General features: G+C 69.7%; 13 protein-coding genes. 11 read left to right on the top strand and 2 right to left on the bottom strand.

What is annotated here, in order from left to right:
- Positions 1–64: 64 nt before the first annotated feature.
- The 5 genes from D7Y04_RS23345 (at position 65) to D7Y04_RS23325 (ending at position 6,330) form a co-directional block, all read left to right on the top strand.
- Positions 65–823 (top strand): glutamine amidotransferase, encoded by a 759-nt coding sequence (locus D7Y04_RS23345; RefSeq protein WP_172818164.1) that lies wholly within the window; start codon positions 65–67, stop codon positions 821–823.
- A 148-nt stretch (positions 824–971) separates the two neighbouring features.
- Positions 972–1,802, top strand: a complete 831-nt coding sequence (locus D7Y04_RS23340; protein ID WP_121760742.1) for a triacylglycerol lipase — start codon at positions 972–974, stop codon at positions 1,800–1,802.
- Positions 1,803–1,805: 3 nt separating this feature from the next.
- Positions 1,806–2,267, top strand: a complete 462-nt coding sequence (locus tag D7Y04_RS23335; RefSeq protein WP_121760741.1) for a hypothetical protein — start codon at positions 1,806–1,808, stop codon at positions 2,265–2,267.
- A gap of 154 nt (positions 2,268–2,421) precedes the next feature.
- The gene (locus D7Y04_RS23330; RefSeq protein ID WP_121760740.1) at positions 2,422–3,642 is read left to right on the top strand and encodes an AI-2E family transporter; all 1,221 of its coding nucleotides are present in this window, start codon (positions 2,422–2,424) and stop codon (positions 3,640–3,642) included.
- A gap of 120 nt (positions 3,643–3,762) precedes the next feature.
- A complete protein-coding gene (locus D7Y04_RS23325; protein ID WP_121760739.1) occupies positions 3,763–6,330 on the top strand; it encodes an ATP-binding protein in 2,568 nt (855 codons plus the stop codon).
- A 21-nt stretch (positions 6,331–6,351) separates the two neighbouring features.
- On the opposite strand, the gene D7Y04_RS23320 is transcribed toward D7Y04_RS23325, so the two are convergent.
- Both D7Y04_RS23320 and rho read right to left on the bottom strand, forming a co-directional pair.
- Positions 6,352–6,672: a hypothetical protein gene (locus D7Y04_RS23320; RefSeq protein ID WP_120575451.1), complete on the bottom strand. Its 321-nt coding sequence runs from the start codon at positions 6,670–6,672 to the stop codon at positions 6,352–6,354.
- A 26-nt stretch (positions 6,673–6,698) separates the two neighbouring features.
- Positions 6,699–8,312, bottom strand: a complete 1,614-nt coding sequence (gene rho / locus D7Y04_RS23315; protein WP_120597457.1) for a transcription termination factor Rho — start codon at positions 8,310–8,312, stop codon at positions 6,699–6,701.
- Between the two features lie 496 nt (positions 8,313–8,808).
- Here rho and ligA point away from each other — a divergent pair, with 496 nt between their 5' ends.
- The 6 genes from ligA (at position 8,809) to D7Y04_RS23285 (ending at position 17,085) form a co-directional block, all read left to right on the top strand.
- On the top strand, positions 8,809–10,833 hold the full coding sequence (gene ligA, locus D7Y04_RS23310; protein WP_120597456.1) for an NAD-dependent DNA ligase LigA: 2,025 nt from the start codon (positions 8,809–8,811) through the stop codon (positions 10,831–10,833).
- 10 nt (positions 10,834–10,843) lie between these two features.
- The gene (locus D7Y04_RS23305) at positions 10,844–11,131 is read left to right on the top strand and encodes an acylphosphatase (protein WP_121760738.1); all 288 of its coding nucleotides are present in this window, start codon (positions 10,844–10,846) and stop codon (positions 11,129–11,131) included.
- Positions 11,128–11,571 carry a DUF3052 family protein gene (locus D7Y04_RS23300; RefSeq protein WP_014398919.1) on the top strand — a complete coding sequence of 148 codons (444 nt, stop codon included), beginning with the start codon at positions 11,128–11,130 and terminating at the stop codon, positions 11,569–11,571. Before D7Y04_RS23305 ends, D7Y04_RS23300 begins: the two co-directional genes overlap by 4 nt.
- A gap of 575 nt (positions 11,572–12,146) precedes the next feature.
- The gene (locus D7Y04_RS23295; protein WP_121760737.1) at positions 12,147–14,855 is read left to right on the top strand and encodes an Rne/Rng family ribonuclease; all 2,709 of its coding nucleotides are present in this window, start codon (positions 12,147–12,149) and stop codon (positions 14,853–14,855) included.
- Between the two features lie 389 nt (positions 14,856–15,244).
- Positions 15,245–16,609, top strand: coding sequence for a YhjD/YihY/BrkB family envelope integrity protein (locus D7Y04_RS23290; RefSeq protein WP_233601553.1), 1,365 nt, complete (start codon positions 15,245–15,247; stop codon positions 16,607–16,609).
- Between the two features lie 125 nt (positions 16,610–16,734).
- Positions 16,735–17,085 (top strand): HU family DNA-binding protein, encoded by a 351-nt coding sequence (locus D7Y04_RS23285; protein WP_043321998.1) that lies wholly within the window; start codon positions 16,735–16,737, stop codon positions 17,083–17,085.
- Position 17,086 lies beyond the last annotated feature (1 nt).

The raw sequence follows: 17,086 nt of genomic DNA, 5'->3' as shown, positions 1-17,086 counted from the left end.
GCGCGAGCGACCTGGGAGTGGCGGGCACCGGACACGGACGGCTGGACACGGTAGGAATGGGGACATGACGCGGCAACCTGCCCCCATGAAGAACGTCCTCCTGCTGAAAGCCGGCGACGCAGCGACCTCCGTCCAGCTCTCCGTGGGCGACTATGAGCGGTGGTTTCTGCAAACCATTGGACTGTCCGGTCAGCGCTTCGACATCCTTCCCGTGCACAAGGGCGCACCCCTGCCGAAGGACGCGAAGGGCTACGACGCGGTGATGATGACGGGCTCGCCCCTGTCGGTGACGCAGCGCGAGCCGTGGATGGAGCGCGCGGGCGCCTTCATGGTGGAGGCGGGCGAGCAGGGCATCCCCGTGCTCGGCGTGTGCTTTGGTCAACAGCTGCTCGCGGAGGCCTACGGAGGCAAGGTGTCGCGAAACCCCAACGGCCGCGAGACGGGCACCGTGGAGGTGACGCTCTCACCCGAGGGCCGCGCGGATCCGCTGTTCACCGGCCTGCCGGAGCGCTTCGTCGTGCAGGAGACCCACGAGGACATCGTCTCCCGCCTGCCTGAAGGAGCGACGGTGCTCGCGGGCAACGCCAACACCGCGAACCAGGCGCTCGCCTTCCGCAAGAACGTGCGCGGCGTGCAGTTCCACCCGGAGATGCCCACGGACGCCATGCGCGCGGTCATCCTCGCCCGTGAGGACACGCTGGAGTCGCTCGGGCGTGACAAGGGAATCCCCGAGGGCGAGTACGTTCCGAAACTGTTGTCCGGCATCACCCCGACGCCGCACGCGCACCGGGTGCTGATGAACTTCCTCGAACACTTCACCTGACCGGACCTTCCGGGTTCGGGCCGCCGGACGCGCGAAAGCGGACAGAGGCCAGGCGCTGATCCGGGCCGAGCGCTGACGCGCTCCCTAGTTTTGCCCCGTGTTCCAGGGCGGCGGTCCACGCACCGTCCAGGAGGGGCGGGGGCTGGGGATGAATCCGTTCGTGATGCAGTACCGGAAGCTGAAGTGCCAGCTGAAGTACCTGGCCAGCTACGTGGATCTGGATCCACGCGGCAACCAGGTCGTGCGCCGCACGGACTTCAAGCGCTGCCAGAGGCCGGTGCTCCTCTTGCACGGCTTCTTCAGCACACGCCGCGTCCTGGAGGTGCTGGAGCACCGCCTGCGCCGCGAGGGCTACTGCGTCTGGTCCATCCACCTGGGCGGCACCATGGACCGCTTCAACACGCACCGCATCGACGAGCTGGCACGCAAGGTCCAGGGCAAGGTGGACCGGCTCTACGAGCGACACCCGGGCATGGGGCCGCTCACCATCATCGGCCACTCCAAGGGCGGCCTCATCGGCACGTACTACGTGAAGCGGCTGGGCGGGGACACGCGAGTGAAGAGCCTCATCACCCTGGGCACGCCGCACCGGGGCACGCGCATGGCCTACCTGGGCTGCGCGACGCTGGGCTGGTTCAGCCGCAGCATGTGGCAGCTCACGCCGACGTCGCGATTCATCAAGGGCCTGAGCGTGGGCGCCTTCCCACGCCACGTGCGGCTCACGTCCATCTACTCGCGCGACGACGTCATCGCGCCCTACCCCTCCTCCGTGCTGGACGTGGACGGCCAGTCCAACGTCTTCAACGTGGAGCTGTCCGGCGTGGTGCCCCACGGCGAACTGCTCACACGCAGGGCCGTGTGGGAGGTCATCCAGCGCGAGCTGGCCCTGGGCTATGCTGACGGTCCCGTGGCAGCACCTATCGCCGCGCTTCCGCCCCCTCCCCTTCCGGTGGCCCTGCCCGCCGCCGCCAGCCCCTGACATATGCCCTCGCGCTGGGACCACCTCTTCGACCTCAAGCCCGTCGCCCTCGTGGACCACCTGCTGGACGAGGTGGCGCGGCTGCTCGCCAAGGACCTGGAGTCCTGGCCCCCGCCCGTCCAGGACCTGGACCCGGCCACCCTGGGCGAGTTCGCCCCGCTGTTCCAGGAGGCCACCCGGCGCCCCGACCCGGCCGTCTACACGGAGGCCCTGCGGCTGGCGAAGTGGGACCTGGCCCGCGAGTTCGACGCCTTCGACGACTACGTGCGCAACAAGCGCTACCTGGAGCGGGGCCTGGTCCCTGACGACCGCGTCCCCCTGCTCTTCCTCACCCGCTGGCTCACCGAACAGATGCTGGGCCTGGGAGAGTCCACCCAGGGCCGCATCAAGCGCCCCCTGATGCGCGAGTGCCTGGACCGGCTGGAGCCCCGGCTGAGTGACCGGTCCCGGATGCCCCAGGCCTGAAGCCCGGGCAGGCCCCGGGCCGGCTGGCTGCCTTTCCCCACAGGGGTTCCGGAGGGGGGGTCCGGACCCTTGGGGGGCATAGGAGACGGGCCCCACCGGAAGCTTTCCGCCGGGAACTTGTCAGGAGGGAGGCCGCTGCCTTAAGCCCGGGAGCATGTCGCCGCCCGTGGAAGCCACCGCCCCCGACGAACGCCGCAAGCGCCTGCTCCTCCTCGCCGGGTTGTGGGTGGCCATCGCGGTGACGCTCTTCGCCCTGCGCTCGGTGGTGATGCCCTTCGCGGGCGCGGCGCTCATCGCGTACCTGGTGCAGCCGCTGGTGGCGCGCATCACCCGGCTGAAGGTGACCGGCCGCTACGTGCCGCGCTGGGTGGCCATCCTGCTCATCTACGCGGGGTTCTTCCTCGCGGTGTATCTCTTCTTCGTCGCGCTGGTGCCGCAGCTCTACCGCGAGGTGGCGCGCATCAGCCGCGAGATGGCCACCTTCGCCAGCGCGCTCACGCCGGAGCACGTGCAGGGGCTCGCGCAGCGCGCGGAGGAGTGGCTCAACACCTACGGCATCCCCGTGGCCCTGTCGGACCGGGCCATGGAGGGCGCGGCGGCGGGCTCGTCCGGCGGCTTCAGCCTGGCGCTGGACCTGGAGCAGATGCTCACGGACACGGTGGCGCGCGTGACGTTGCTCGCGAAGGAGAACCTGGCGGACATCGTCAACGTGTCGCGCCACATCGTCACGGAGGTGCTGACCGGCGTCTTCATGCTGTTCTTCATCCTGATGGTCGCCGCGTTCTTCTCCATCGACGCGCAGGCCATCCGCCGCTACTTCGGCACGCTCGTCCCCGCGGAGTTCCTGCCGGACGCGAAGACGCTGGTGGCCCGCATCGACAAGTCGCTGTCCGGCGTGGTGCGCGGGCAGGTCACCATCTGCCTGGTGAACGGCGGCCTCACGCTGGTGGGCCTGCTCCTGTTCGGCGTGAAGTTCGCGTTCCTGCTGGCCACCATCGCCACGCTCTTCAGCCTCATCCCCATCTTCGGCACCATCATCAGCTCGGTGCCCATCGTCCTCATCGCGCTGGCGGACGGCTTCCAGAAGGGCGTCGCGCTCCTGCTGTGGATCATCGGCATCCACGCGCTGGAGGCGTACTTCCTCAACCCGAAGATCATGGGCGAGGCCGCGCGCATCCACCCCGTGGTGGTGGCCTTCTCCCTCATCGCGGGCGAGAAGCTCTTCGGCCTCTGGGGCGCGCTCTTCGCGGTGCCGGTGGCCTCCATCGCGGTGGCCTGCTTCGACTACGCGCGCCTCAAGGCGCAGCCGCCTCCGCTGGTGGCCACGACGACCCAGCAGGCGGTCGCCTCCACGGACGCCGCCCCTGCGGCTTGAACAACGGGCGTACCCAAGCGTCCACCGGTGGAAAACCGGGGGCTGTCTCCCACTTCCCCCCTGGTCATCCCAGGGGCGAATGACTAATTCCAGGCACGCCTCCGCCTCTGAGGACGTGTGATGCCCCCCAGCCCCTCACCGGCCCCGGACTACCGGAGCCTGTTCGAAGCCGCGCCCAACCCGTACCTGGTGCTGACGCCGGAGTTCGTCATCGTCGGGGTGACGGACGCGTACCTGCGCGCCACGCGGACGCGGCGCGAGGACATCCTGGGCCGCCACATCTTCGACGTCTTCCCGGACAACCCGCAGGACCCACAGGCCAGCGGGGTGACCAACCTGCGCGCGTCGTTGGAGCGCGCGGTGAAGACGCGCACCCCGGACGCGATGGCGGTCCAGAAGTACGACATCCCCCGGCCCGAGGCGGCCGGCGGCGGGTTCGAGCTGCGCTACTGGAGTCCGCTGAACACCCCGGTGTGCGGCGAGGACGGCGCGGTGCGCTACGTCATCCACCGCGTGGAGGACGTCACCGACTTCATCCGTCTGAAGCACCTGGACGAGGAGCAGAGCCGCCAGCACGCCGAGCTCCGCGCCCGCGCGGACGAGATGGAGGGCGAAATCTTCCGGCGCGCCCAGCAGATTCAAGAGGCCAACCAGCAGCTGCGCGTGGCCAACGAGCAGCTGGGCGAGTTGGACCGGCTCAAGTCGGAGTTCTTCGCCAACGTCAGCCACGAGTTCCGCACGCCGCTGACGCTGATGCTGGGCCCCACGGAGGACCTGCTCGCCGGGCGAGCGGGCCCGCTGTCGGACGAGGTCCGCAAGGAGATGGAGCGGGTGCACCGCAACGCCGGGCGCCTGCTCAAGCTGGTGAACGCGCTGCTGGACCTGTCGAAGCTGGAGGCGGGCCCCAAGGAGGAGCGCTTCGCGCCCACGGACCTGGCCGCGCTGACGAAGGACGCGGCGTCCAGCTTCCGCTCCGCCATGGAGCGCGCGGGCCTCAAGCTCACGGTGGACTGCCCTCCCCTGTCCCAGCCCGTCTACGTGGCGCCGGACCTGTGGGAGCAGATCGTCCTCAACCTGGTCTCCAACGCGTTCAAGTTCACGCTCCAGGGCGGCGTCACGCTGCGCCTGCGCGAGCACGGGCAGCGGGTGTCGCTGGAGGTGGAGGACACCGGCTCGGGCATCCCCACGCACGAACTGCCCCGCCTCTTCGAGCGCTTCCACCGCGTGACGGGCTCGCCGTCGCGCACGGTGGAGGGCAGCGGCATCGGGCTCGCGCTGGTGCAGGAGTTCGCCAGGCTGCACGGCGGCACCGTGTCCGCGAGCAGCACGGAAGGCGAAGGCAGCACCTTCCGCGTGGAGCTACCCCTGGGCCACGAGCACCTGCCGCAGGAGCGCATCCGCACCACCGCCCGGCCGCGCTCCGCGGCGCGCGAGGCCACGTCGGCCTACGTCGAGGAGGCGCTGCTGTGGGGCAGCGCGAAGCCCAAGGACCGCACGCAGTCCTCGCACCACCGGCACCCGGCGTCCGCGGACGGCCACGCGGTGGCCCCGGCTCCCCGCGCGCGCATCCTGCTGGTGGACGACAACCGGGACATGCGCGACTACATCCACCGCGTGCTGTCCGCCGAGTACGACGTGGAGGTGGCGACGGACGGCGAGAAGGGCCTGGAGGCCGCGCTGGTCCGGCCACCGGACCTGGTGCTGTCGGACGTGATGATGCCGAAGCTGGACGGCATGGGCCTGTTAAGGGCCCTGCGCGCCGCGCCCACCACCCGTGAGCTGCCCATCCTGCTGTTGTCCGCGAAGGCCGGGGAAGAGGCCACGGTGCAGGGCCTGGCGTCCGGCGCGGACGACTACCTGGTGAAGCCCTTCTCCGCGGGTGAATTGCTCGCGCGCATCGCGTCCAACCTGAAGCTCGCGAGGATGCGCGGGGAGATGGCCAACGAGCGCGTCCGCGCGGAGAACCTGACGGAAGCCCTGCGCGCCCGCGACGACTTCCTCTCCGTGGCGGCGCACGAGCTGCGCACGCCGCTGGCGGCCTTCCAGCTGCACCTGGAACTGGTGGAGCGCGGCCTGGGCAAGGACGCTCCGCCCAAGGCGCTGGAGCGCCTGAAGCAGGCGCGGTCCTTCATCCGCCGGCTGGCGATGCTCGTGGACGTGCTGATGGACGTGTCGCTCATCACCAGCGGCCGGCTGAAAATCACCCGCACGGACGTGGACCTGGGTGACCTGCTCGTGGAGGTGACGCGCTTCGCGGAAGAAGAAGCGCGCCGTGACGGCACGCCGCTCACCGTGGACGTGAAGGGCCCGGTGATGGGCACCTTCGACCCGTCACGCATCTCGCAGGTGGTGCACAACCTGGTCGCCAACGCGCTGAAGTTCGGCCGGGGCCGTCCGGTGGACGTGACGCTGCAGCCGGATGGAGAGGTCGTGCGCCTGTCAGTGGTGGACCACGGCATCGGCATCAAGCCGGAGGACCGCGAGCGCATCTTCGACCGCTTCGAGCGCGCCGTGTCCACGCACCACTACGGCGGCCTGGGCCTGGGGCTCTGGGTGTCGCGTCAGGTGGTGGAAGCGCACCAGGGCCGCATCGACGTGGAGGACACGCCGGGCGGCGGCACCACCTTCCGCGTGACGCTGCCCTTGAGGGACCCGCCGGTGGACGTGGCCACCGGGCTGGCCAGCTGAAGCAGCACGTGCGGCCGCCCGCTACTGGCAGGCGGCGGCGCAGCGCGCGTTGCGGCACGTGGGGATGCACCGGCCGCAGTCCACGCTGTTGGGGGTACACGTCCCGTCGCACCGCACGTTCGTGCAGTCCGGCCCCACGTCGCGGTGGGTGATGGCGGTGCCCTCACCGCAGCACGCGTTCGCGACGCAGTCCGAGTCGTCGTAGCAGACCTGACTGGAGAGCACCGGTGGGGTGTCTCCAATGGGCAGGTCCTCTACCCCCAGGTCGCAGCCCGCCAACAGCCCCAGGGTGAGGCCCGCGACAGCGCGGGCGACAAGAAGAGGGAGGCGGGCACGACGCATGGGGGGCTCCTTGGGCCGGAAGGGAACTACCGGTTCATCGAGCCCAGGAACTCCGCGTTCGCCGCCGTCGGACGCATGTGCTTGAGCACGAACTCCATCGCGTCGATGGGGGTGAAGGGGTGGAGCACCTGGCGCAACGCCGTAATGCGCACCAGGTCCGCCTGAGACAAGAGGAGTTCCTCCTTGCGGGTGCCGGATTTGTTGATGTCGAGCGTTGGGAAGATGCGCTTCTCCATCAACTTCCGGTCCAGGACGATTTCGGAGTTACCCGTGCCCTTGAACTCCTCGAAAATCACTTCATCCATGCGGCTGCCGGTGTCGATGAGCGCCGTGCCGATGATGGTGAGGCTGCCGCCCTCTTCGATGTTGCGGGCCGCGCCGAAGAAGCGCTTGGGCTTGTGGAGCGCGTTGGCGTCCACGCCGCCGGAGAGGATCTTGCCGGACGCGGGCACCACCGTGTTGTAGGCGCGCGCCAGACGGGTGATGGAGTCCAGCAGGATGCAGACGTCGTACTTCTGCTCGACCAGGCGCTTGGCCTTGTCGATGACCATCTCCGCCACCTGCACGTGACGCGTGGCGGGCTCGTCGAAGGTGGAGGACACCACCTCGCCGCGCACGCTGCGCTCCATGTCCGTCACTTCCTCCGGGCGCTCGTCCACGAGCAGCACGATGAGGTAGACGTCCGGGTGGTTGCGGCTGATGGCGTGCGCGATGTTCTGCAGCAGCACCGTCTTGCCGGCCTTCGGAGGCGCCACGATGAGACAGCGCTGGCCCAGACCGATGGGGCAGAACATGTCGATGATGCGCGTGGTCATCTCCGACGACTCGTGCTCCAGCTTGAGCTTGCGCGTCGGATAGAGCGGCGTGAGGTTGTCGAACAGGATGCGCTCGCGCGCCGCGTCCGACATGGGGTCCGCGAAGTTGACCTTGTCCACCTTCTGCAGCGCGAAGAAGCGCTCGCCCTCGCGGGGCTGGCGGATGGGGCCCGTCACCGTATCGCCGGGCCGCAGGTTGAAGCGGCGCACCTGCGACGGAGACACATAGATGTCGTCCGGGGACGGCTGGTAGTCGCTGTCCGAGCTGCGCAGGAAGCCGAAGCCGTCGCTGAGCAGCTCCAGCACGCCTTCCGCGTGGACCTCGAAGCGCTTGTCGGCGATGCCGCCCAGCAGCGCGAAGATGAGGTCCTGCTTCTTCAGGCCCTGGTAACCCTCGACGCCCGTGTCGTGGGCCATCTTCGACAGGTCGGTGATCTTCATCCGCTTCAGGTCATTGAGCTTGATGACCTGCATCGGGGTGCCGTCGCGCTCGACCTCCGTGATGGCGGGGGACTCGGCGGACTCCTGCGGGGCGGCCGGAGCGGCCTCCTCGGCGGGCGTCTCCTCCTCCGTACCGCGCAGCTCCTGGAGCTCGTCGTCGCGCACGGGACGGGAGATGGGAGTGAGCACCGGACGGGGCGCTTCCGCGACAACCTCGGGGGCCTCGGCCTCCTCGGCGGGAGCCTCTTCACGACGAGCCGGCGCACGACGCGTCCGGGGAGCGGGCTTCTCCGCCTCCTTCGCCGCCGCGCGCTTGCGCCGGGGCTTCTCCTCGGTGAACACCGGCTGGACTACCTTCTCTCGGGGGGAACGGGCTTTGGCCATGACGGTCTGCGTACGGAAGTAGGGGGGAAGCGCCCGAAGGCTCGGGCAGGCTGTACGCGGGACGGCGATCCGTCCGCGCGGCGCTCGGAAGCACCTTCCAGGGGGCAGCACCACCCAAGTCCTGGGAACGGACCGGAGGGCGCGTGGACCTGTGGTTGGGAAGAGACGGCGCCGGGGGAACCCCTGCGCCAGGAACCGCGCTGGAAACTATTGACCGACTCCAGAGCTGTCAAGGCATCCGTGCCTGGCTCTGTCCCGTTTTTCAGGGGGTTGCACTGGAGGGTGGGGGTATTGCGAACAGGGAATCCGCTATGTAGCTGAAATTCGGGCCTAATGGGGCGGCGGATGCGCTCTCTTGCCGTGAACACGCGTCCCCGGGTTCCCCTTCCCGAGTGCGTGAAGCGGCCCTGTCAGGTGGTGCCGGTAGAGTGCTCCTCCTCCAACGCGGGGCGTGCGCAACTGGCCGCGCCCCTGAATTGGGGTAAGGACACACCCCGTGGACACCTTCCCGAAAGCCGAAGCCCGCGCCCGAGCGCTCCGTCAGGAGCTGGCCCACCACAACCACCGCTACTACGTGCTGGACGCGCCGGAAATCAGCGACGCCCAATACGACACGCTGATGCGTGAGCTCCAGGGGCTGGAGGAGAAATACCCCCAGCTGATGACGCCGGACTCGCCCACCCAGCGCGTGGGCGGCGCGGCGGTGGATGACTTCGGGCAGGTGGTGCACACCACGCAGATGCTATCGCTGGCGAACATCTTCGATGACGCCGGGCTCACGGAGTTCGACGACCGCATCCGCAAGCTGACGGGCCTGTCGCAGGTGGGCTACGTGTGCGAGCCCAAGCTGGACGGCCTGGCCATCTCCCTGCGCTTCGAGGACGGCCGCTTCGTGCAGGGCGCCACGCGAGGCGACGGCACCACCGGCGAGGACGTCACGGGCAACCTGCGCACCATCAAGAGCCTGCCCCTGGAGCTGTTCCCCCAGGACGGCGTGAAGGTGCCCAAGCGGTTGGAGGTCCGCGGCGAGGTCTTCATCCGCAAGGAGGACTTCCGCAAGCTCAACGAGAAGCGCGAAGAGGCGGGCGAGTCGCTCTTCGCCAACCCGCGCAACGCCGCCGCGGGCAGCCTGCGCCAGTTGGACCCCAAGGAGACCGCCGCCCGGCCCCTGTCCGTCTACCTGTACGAATGCGTGCCCGGCGACGGCGTGCCCGCCTTCAAGACGCACACGGAGAAGCTGGAGCACCTGAAGACGCTGGGCCTGCCCATCAACCGCTATCAGCACGCGGACGGGGCGGACGGCGTGCGCCAGCGCTACGACGAGTCCCTGAAGGGCCGCCACGCCCTGCCCTTCGAAGTCGACGGCATGGTGGTGAAGGTGGACGACGAGGACCTGCGCCGCCGCCTGGGCCAGGTGTCCAAGAGCCCGCGCTGGGCGGTGGCCTACAAGTTCCCGCCGGAGGAGGAGTCCACCACGGTGGAGGACATCGGCATCCAGGTGGGCCGCACGGGCGCGCTCACGCCGGTGGCGCACCTGAAGCCGGTGAAGGTGGGCGGCGTGATGGTGTCGCGCGCCACGCTGCACAATGAAGACGAGATGCGCCGCAAGAACGTGCGCAAGGGCGACACCGTCTTCGTGCGCCGCGCGGGTGACGTGATTCCGGAGATCGTCTCCGTGGTGCTGTCCAAGCGTCCGGAGGACTCCCAGCCCTTCACCTTCCCCACCCACTGCCCGGTGTGCCACGCGGTGGCGGCCAAGGACGAGGACGGCGCCATCATCCGCTGCACGGGCGCGTCCTGCCCCGCGCAGCTGGTGGAGAAGGTGCGCCACTTCGCCAGCCGCCTCGCCCTGGACATCGAGGGCCTGGGGGACAAGCTGGCCATGCAGCTGGTGACGTCCGGCCAGGTGAAGGCGTTCGCGGACCTGTTCGCGCTCACCCGGGACTCGCTGCTCAAGCTGGAGCGCATGGGGGAGAAGAGCGCGGACAACCTGCTGGCCTCCATCGCGGGCAGCAAGGACACCACCCAGCGCCGCTTCCTGTATTCGCTGGGCATCCGCCACGTGGGCGACTCCACGGCGCGCGCCCTGGCGGAGTCCTTTCCGGAGGTGCGCTCGCTCTTCACGGCCAGCCTGGAGGACATCAGCCGGGTGAAGGACGTGGGCCCGGTGATGGCGCAGGTCATCCACACCTTCTTCCAGGAGCCCCAGAACCAGGCCGCCATCCAGGCCCTGCTGGACGCGGGAGTCCACCCTGCCCCCCCGGCGGTCGCCACGGGCGGCCCCTTCGTGGGCAAGACGGTGGTGCTCACCGGCACCATGGAGCGGCTTGCGCGCGAGCAGGCCAAGGAGGAAATCGAACGGCGCGGCGGTAAGGTGTCTGGAAGTGTCTCGCGCAAGACCGATTTCGTCGTCGCCGGTGAGGACGCGGGTACCAAGCTGAAGAAGGCTCAGGAATTGGGCGTAAGAATCCTGGATGAGCAGGCGTTCCTGAAGCTGCTAGAAGGGGATGCCAGAGCATGAGGCCAGAGGCATGAGCACGCAGCGCCGGGTGACCCTGCGCATCGAGGGCACGGTCCAGGGCGTCTCCTATCGGGAGAGCGCCCGCCAGGAGGCGCTGCGCCTTGGCCTGTCTGGCTGGGTGCGCAACCGGAGCGACGGCTCCGTGGAGGCCACGGTGGAAGGCGAACCCGGCGCTCTGGAAGACTTCATCCGATGGTGTCACTCGGGTCCCCGCCTGGCGCGCGTCACGGACGTGGCGCGCACGGACGGGCAGCCCTCTGGCGAATTCCGCACCTTCACCGTGGAGCGCACATCATGACGCCCTACGCGCTGGCTTCCCTGCCGGCCATGCTGGGCATCCGGTCCGGCACCAAGGTTTCCGTCATCAACCCCCCGCGGGGCTTCGTGCAGAAGCTCAACCCGCTGCCGGACGGGGTGGAGTTCCTCGTCACGGCCCAGACGGGGCTGGACGTCATCCTCTTCTTCACCTCCGACGCCACGGAGCTGGTGCAGCGGCTGCCCGCGCTGTCGCGCGCCACCACCCTCAACGGCGGCATCTGGGTCTGCTGGCCCGCCGGCGAGGGCGTGAAGACGCGCCTGTCCGAGGACTTCGTGCGCCAGGCGGCGCTCGACATCGGCTTGGTCGACAACAAGATCTGCATCATCGACGAGACCTGGACCGGCCTGCGGCTGGTGCGGCGTCCGCGAGGGAAGCTGGACAAGCCGGAAGGGCGCAAGCAGGCCCCCGCCCAGGCCTGAACGTCCGTTTCCGAGCGCCCGTGCACCCAGCGGGCGGGCCCGCCCTCCATCTGCCCGACAGTGGATGAACGGGTGCATCGGGCCTTTACACACCTGGAGGGGCGTGGAAAACTCTCCGTGTTTCTGGGTGGTTGTGTGACGCCCCGCGTTGGCGGGACATCAGGCCCAGGCAGGAATTTCGACGGGTTGCGCTTCCGGTTTCCTCCGGATGCCCCTGCTGCTCCGGGGCCCCCAGACACCCCCCCAAGGTGGCCCACATGACGGGCACCGACCGGGTGCGGAAGAGGGGGCGGACGGCACGGGCGTGGTGGAAGCCTCGAGCGCGTGAAGAGAAGCAGCCCCGCCCGGCACGGTGCCGGTCGCAATGCGGGGCGACATGAACTCGGAGGAGCAGGCGGCGATGTCCTCGGCCCCCACCCAGGTGTTGCGTTCTCCCTCCGGGTCTACCGGAAGGCGTCCACGCGCCAGGGGGCTGCTGGCCGCCTCTCCCCTCGCGGCGTGCTCGGAGGTGTGGCGTCTCGCCGCCTCCCGTCCGGTGAGGTCCCCCCTACCGCGCGCGCTACCAGGATTCATCCATGAGCAGTGTGCTCGTCATCAATGCCGCGGGTCGGGAGACCCGGGTCGCCCTCGTCGAGGGCGGCCATATCGCGGAGTTCTACCTCGAGCGTAAGAAGGACAAGGGCGTCGTCGGAAACATCTACAAGGGTCGCGTCGTCCGGGTGCTCCCGGGCATGCAGGCGGCCTTCGTGGACATCGGGTTGGAGAAGGCCGCCTTCCTGTACGTCAGCGACGTCGTCTACGACCCGGACTTCGCTCGCGCGCAGTTCGAGTTGACCGAGGGCGAGCACGAGGACGCCCCGGAGGTCCCCACCGAATCCGAGGCCGACGCCGTGGAGTTCGCGGCCGCCAACGTCCCGGACGCCACGCACGCCCTGCCCGCCGGCACGGAAGCCCCCGCGGCCGCTCCGGAGCCGGTGTTGGCGCACGACGGCGCGCTGGCGCTGGACGTCCAGACCCAGGCCGCCCCCCAGGTGGAGTCCCCGGAAGCGTCGCATGACGCGACGCCCGAGGCCGTGAAGCCGGCTCCGGAGGCCGCGCCGGCCCCGGTGGAGGCCCAGGCTTCGTCCGAGCCGGCCGAGCCCGCGTCATCCGTGGCCGTCATCGTGGAGACCCCGGCCGAAGGTGCCACGCAGGAGTCCCCGGTCGAGGTGTCCACCGCCGCCGTGGCGGTGCCGCTGACGGAGAACAGCACGCCTCCGGTGGAAGCCCCCGCGGTGGTGCAGGAGACGCCCGCGGAGAGCGCCGTCGTCGCCGAGTCCGGCGTGGCGCCCGCGACGGAAGGCAGCGCCGCCGAGCCGCCGCCACACGCGGCCGCCCTGGGCGAGCTCATCCCCTCCCCCGCCGCCGACGCCCGTCCCGCCGAGGTCTCCGGCGAGCGCCGCACGCCGCGTGAGGCGCGCGAGGCCCGCGAGCCGCGCAACCGGGAGGGCCGCGAGAAGGACAAGGACAAGGACAAGGACAAGGACAAGGACAAGGACAAGCGCCGCCAGGAGCCGCCCCGCCGCGAGAAGCGCGACGAGGAGAAGGAGAAGCCCAAGCAGCGCAAGACGGACAAGATTGAAGACCTGCTGAAGGTGGGCCAGGAGGTGGTGGTCCAGATTTCCAAGGACCCCATCGGCACGAAGGGCGCGCGGCTCACCTCGCACATCTCCATCCCCGGCCGTCACCTGGTGTTCATGCCCACGGTGGACCACGTGGGCATCAGCCGCCGCATCTCCAACGAGAAGGAGCGCCGCCGGCTGCGTGACATCGTGGACCGGCTGCGGCCGCCCGGCACGGGCTTCATCGTGCGCACCGTGGCGGAGAACGTTCCCCAGGAGAAGCTGGAGAGCGACATCCGGTTCCTCATCGAGGTGTGGAACCAGGTGGTGCGCCGCAACGAGAAGCGCGGCGGACCGGGCCTGCTGCACCCGGACCTGGACCTCATCCTGCGCGCCACGCGCGACCTGTTCGCCCACGACGTGGAGAAGCTCGTCGTGGACGACGCGGAGGAGTACGAGCGCATCCAGGGCTTCGTCACCGCGCAGGACCCTGCCCTGCGCGACCGCGTGGTGCTGCACGAGACGGACGAGCCCGTCTTCGACGCCTACGGCATCGAGCAGGAGCTGCAGCGCGCCACCCAGCGCAAGGTGTGGCTGAAGAGCGGCGGCTACCTGATCATCGACCAGGCGGAGGCGCTCACCGCCATCGACGTCAACTCGGGACGCTACGTCGGCAAGAAGAGCCTCGAGGAGACCATCACCAAGATCAACGTCGAGGCGGCCAAGGAGATCGTCTACCAGCTCCGGCTGCGCAACATCGGCGGCATCATCATCTGCGACTTCATCGACATGGAGAAGGCGCAGAACCGCGACAAGGTCTTCAAGTCGCTGCAGGAGGCGCTGGGCCGGGACAAGGCCAAGACGAACGTGCTGCGCATCTCCGAGCTGGGCCTGGTGGAGATGACGCGCAAGCGCGTGCGCGAGTCCATTGGCCGCGTGCTGCACGAGGACTGCCCGTACTGCGACGGCAAGGGCTTCGTGAAGACGGCCACCACGGTCGCGTACGAAATCTTCCGGGAGATCCGCCGCGAGGCGCCGGGCTACAAGGACTCCACGCTCGTCATCAACTGCAACGCGGAGGTCGCGCGGCTGCTGCAGGGCGAGGAGCGCAACGAGCTGCGGCACCTGATGGACCGCTACAACAAGTCCATCCAGGTGAAGGCGCAGCAGAACTACCACCGCGAGCAGTACGACATCTACGGCCGGTCGGCCACGGGCCCCGAGCACAAGGTAGCCTCGTCGCCGGGCTCCGGTGACGGCGAGCTGGCGATGCAGCAGCGCCGTCCGGAGAGCAACTACAGCGGCGGCGGCCGTCAGGACCAGGGCCGCCGTGGCGGGGGCCGGGACCGCGACCGTGGTGAGCGTGGCGGCGCAGAGAGCCGTGGCGGCGCGGAGAGCCGTGGCGGCGCAGAGAGCCGTGGCGGAGAGAGCCGTGGCGGGGAACGCGGAGGCGAGCGCGGCGGCGGTGACCGTCGCGAGGGCCGCCGTCCCGAGCGCGGCGGTGACCGCAACCGGGGTGGCGACCGTGAGCGTCGCGGCGGTGGCGAGGGCCGTGGCGGCGAGCGGTCCGAGCGCGGAGGCGGCTCCGGCGGAGGCCACAATGGTGGCAATGGCGGCGGCGCGCCTCCCGCGGCTTCCGGCGGGGGCTCGTCCGAGCCGTCCGGCGGGAGCAGCGAAGGCTGAGCGCTCGAGTGACACCGGGCCCTTGAGTCCGGACCGTGAGTGACCGCGAAGGCCCGGTGGGTACATCCCGCCGGGCCTTCTGCATTGGAGCTGGAACACGGCCTCCCGCATGGTGACCGACCAGGCGGCCGAGGTCCGTGCATGTGCTGACAACGTCCGCTCTGGCGGGGTGGGAGGGCTGGTTCAGCGGGGCGGGGTTTGGCTACGGTGGCACTTCCACGCCGGGGATGTCGTCGAGTGCCCTGCCCATCTGAATCGCCTGGGATGAACCGCTCGCCTTCGCGCCTTCGCACGCTCCTGGACTCCCGCGACCCGGCCGCACCGGGATGGAAACACACCGGGAGGGAGTCGTGAGGCTCCGGACGCTGTCCTGGCGCGCGCGGCGCTCGCTGGTGCGTGCACGGGCCTGGGCGGTCCAGACAGCAACCCGCGTATGGGCGCCCATCGGGGCCACGTCAGCGGGCCGCTTCGCGGCGGACATCTTCTTCGCGGGCCGCACCGTCGCGCGCGGCTTCATGGGCGAGAACCTGCGCCTGCGCGCCGCCGCGCTCACGTACATCAGCATGTTCTCGCTGGTGCCGCTGCTGACCGTGGGCATCGTGCTCTTGCGCACGCTCCACCAGGACCAGTTCCAGCGGAAGCTGCGCTTCGTCATCTCCGAGGTGCTGGCACCGGGGGTCAGCGAGGAGTCCGCCGCCCTGCTCGACCGGTTCCTGCACCCGGGCGACTCCATCGCGGTGGGCAGCGTGGGCTTCCTCGCGGTGCTGTTGTCGGCGGGCTCGCTGCTGCGCCACATCGACGGCGCGGTGAACGAGCTGTGGGGCATCCGGCGCCAGCGCCCGTGGCTGACGCGCCTGTCCATCTACGCGGGCCTGCTGCTCCTGGGCCCCATCTTCATGGCCATCTCGTTCTCCGGCACCGGCCGGGTCCGCGTACTGCTGCAGACCTACGCGCCCTCCGCGCCGTTCTTCATCGGGGTGGGCACCATGCTCATCGCCATGGGCAGCCTGACGCTGCTGTACCTGTGGACGCCCTACGCCCACGTGCGCGTGCGCTCGGCGCTTGCGGGCGGGCTGGTGTCGGGCCTGGGCTGGATGCTGGCGAAGCAGGTGTACGCCGAGTTCGCCGCGCGCAGCTTCCTCTACAACCCCCTCTACGCCTCGCTGGGCGCCCTGCCCCTGTTCCTCGCATGGGTGTACGTCAGCTGGCTGGTGATGCTGTTTGGCGCCCGGCTGTCCTACGCCGTGGAGCACGTCTCCTTCCGCGACTCGCTCTTCGCCTTTGGCACCCACCCGCGCGCGCACGAGCTGGTGGCAGCGCGCGTCGCCCAGGACGTCACCCTGTGCTGGGTGGATGGCGCCACCCCGCCCCTGCCCCGGGAGCTGGCCACGCGGCTGCGCGTGCCGGAGTCGCTGGTGCACGAGGTCGTGGACCGCATGGTGGATGCCCGCCTGCTGGAGCGGGGACGGCGGGGCGGCCTGCGCCCCACACGGGACCCCGCGGAAATCACGCTCGCGGACACCACACTCGCAGTGCACGGGGTGATGCTCACCGGCGGCCCCGATACCTGGACGGGCCCCAAGGCCCCCGGCTTCGAACAGTTCGAACCCCTGTTCCAGGCGGCCGACTGTGCCGGGGTCGACCTGCTGCGCCGCACCCGGTGGCTGGACCTGGTGACGCCGCTGCGCCCGGGGCTGGTTGCCCCGCCCGCTCCCGAGGCCCCCAAGGCAGCGGCCAGCGGCGGAAATCCGTAACGTTTTTAGAGGGTTGGAAGCCCACCCGGCTTGCAAGGAGGAGGTGTTCTGTTATGTATTCGGGTCTCGACAACGGGCCAGAGAGCCCTGTCACCAAGGGGTCACGGGGTTTGCGGGAGCGTCCGATGCTCAAGTCTGATCTGATCAACATCCTCGTTGCCAAACGAGGCGTGACCCAGAAGCAGGCGGAGGCGACCATCGAGACGATCTTCGAGTCGATGAAGGACGCCCTCTGCCGCGGGGAGAACATCGAGATCCGCGGGCTTGGCGCCTTCCACGTGAAGAACTACCAGGGCTACCAGGGCCGCAACCCGAAGACGGGCCAGGTCATCCCGGTGAAGCCCAAGCGTGGCCTGCTCTTCCGCACGGGCAAGGAGCTGCGCGACCGGGTCAACCGTCCCGCGCCGCTGCAGGCCCAGTCGGACCTGCCGCCCTCTTCCGAGTTCAAGGGCAGCAGCGGTACCGGCACCCTCTAGG

This window comes from Corallococcus sp. AB038B, assembly GCF_003668955.1.
GTDB classification, from domain to species: Bacteria; Myxococcota; Myxococcia; order Myxococcales; family Myxococcaceae; genus Corallococcus; species Corallococcus exiguus.
The sequence above is the reverse complement of the archived record's forward strand: the minus strand, read 5'-3'. Positions and strand labels throughout refer to the sequence as shown.

Excerpts from the sequence above, each read along its gene's own strand:
- D7Y04_RS23345 (WP_172818164.1), top strand. The coding sequence starts at position 65 with ATGACGCGGCAACCTGCCCCCATGAAGAACGTCCTCCTGCTGAAAGCC.
- D7Y04_RS23340 (WP_121760742.1), top strand. The coding sequence starts at position 972 with ATGAATCCGTTCGTGATGCAGTACCGGAAGCTGAAGTGCCAGCTGAAG.
- D7Y04_RS23335 (WP_121760741.1), top strand. The coding sequence starts at position 1,806 with ATGCCCTCGCGCTGGGACCACCTCTTCGACCTCAAGCCCGTCGCCCTC.
- D7Y04_RS23330 (WP_121760740.1), top strand. The coding sequence starts at position 2,422 with ATGTCGCCGCCCGTGGAAGCCACCGCCCCCGACGAACGCCGCAAGCGC.
- D7Y04_RS23325 (WP_121760739.1), top strand. The coding sequence starts at position 3,763 with ATGCCCCCCAGCCCCTCACCGGCCCCGGACTACCGGAGCCTGTTCGAA.
- D7Y04_RS23320 (WP_120575451.1), bottom strand. The coding sequence starts at position 6,672 with ATGCGTCGTGCCCGCCTCCCTCTTCTTGTCGCCCGCGCTGTCGCGGGC.
- rho (WP_120597457.1), bottom strand. The coding sequence starts at position 8,312 with ATGGCCAAAGCCCGTTCCCCCCGAGAGAAGGTAGTCCAGCCGGTGTTC.
- D7Y04_RS23305 (WP_121760738.1), top strand. The coding sequence starts at position 10,844 with ATGAGCACGCAGCGCCGGGTGACCCTGCGCATCGAGGGCACGGTCCAG.
- D7Y04_RS23300 (WP_014398919.1), top strand. The coding sequence starts at position 11,128 with ATGACGCCCTACGCGCTGGCTTCCCTGCCGGCCATGCTGGGCATCCGG.
- D7Y04_RS23295 (WP_121760737.1), top strand. The coding sequence starts at position 12,147 with ATGAGCAGTGTGCTCGTCATCAATGCCGCGGGTCGGGAGACCCGGGTC.
- D7Y04_RS23285 (WP_043321998.1), top strand. The coding sequence starts at position 16,735 with ATGCTCAAGTCTGATCTGATCAACATCCTCGTTGCCAAACGAGGCGTG.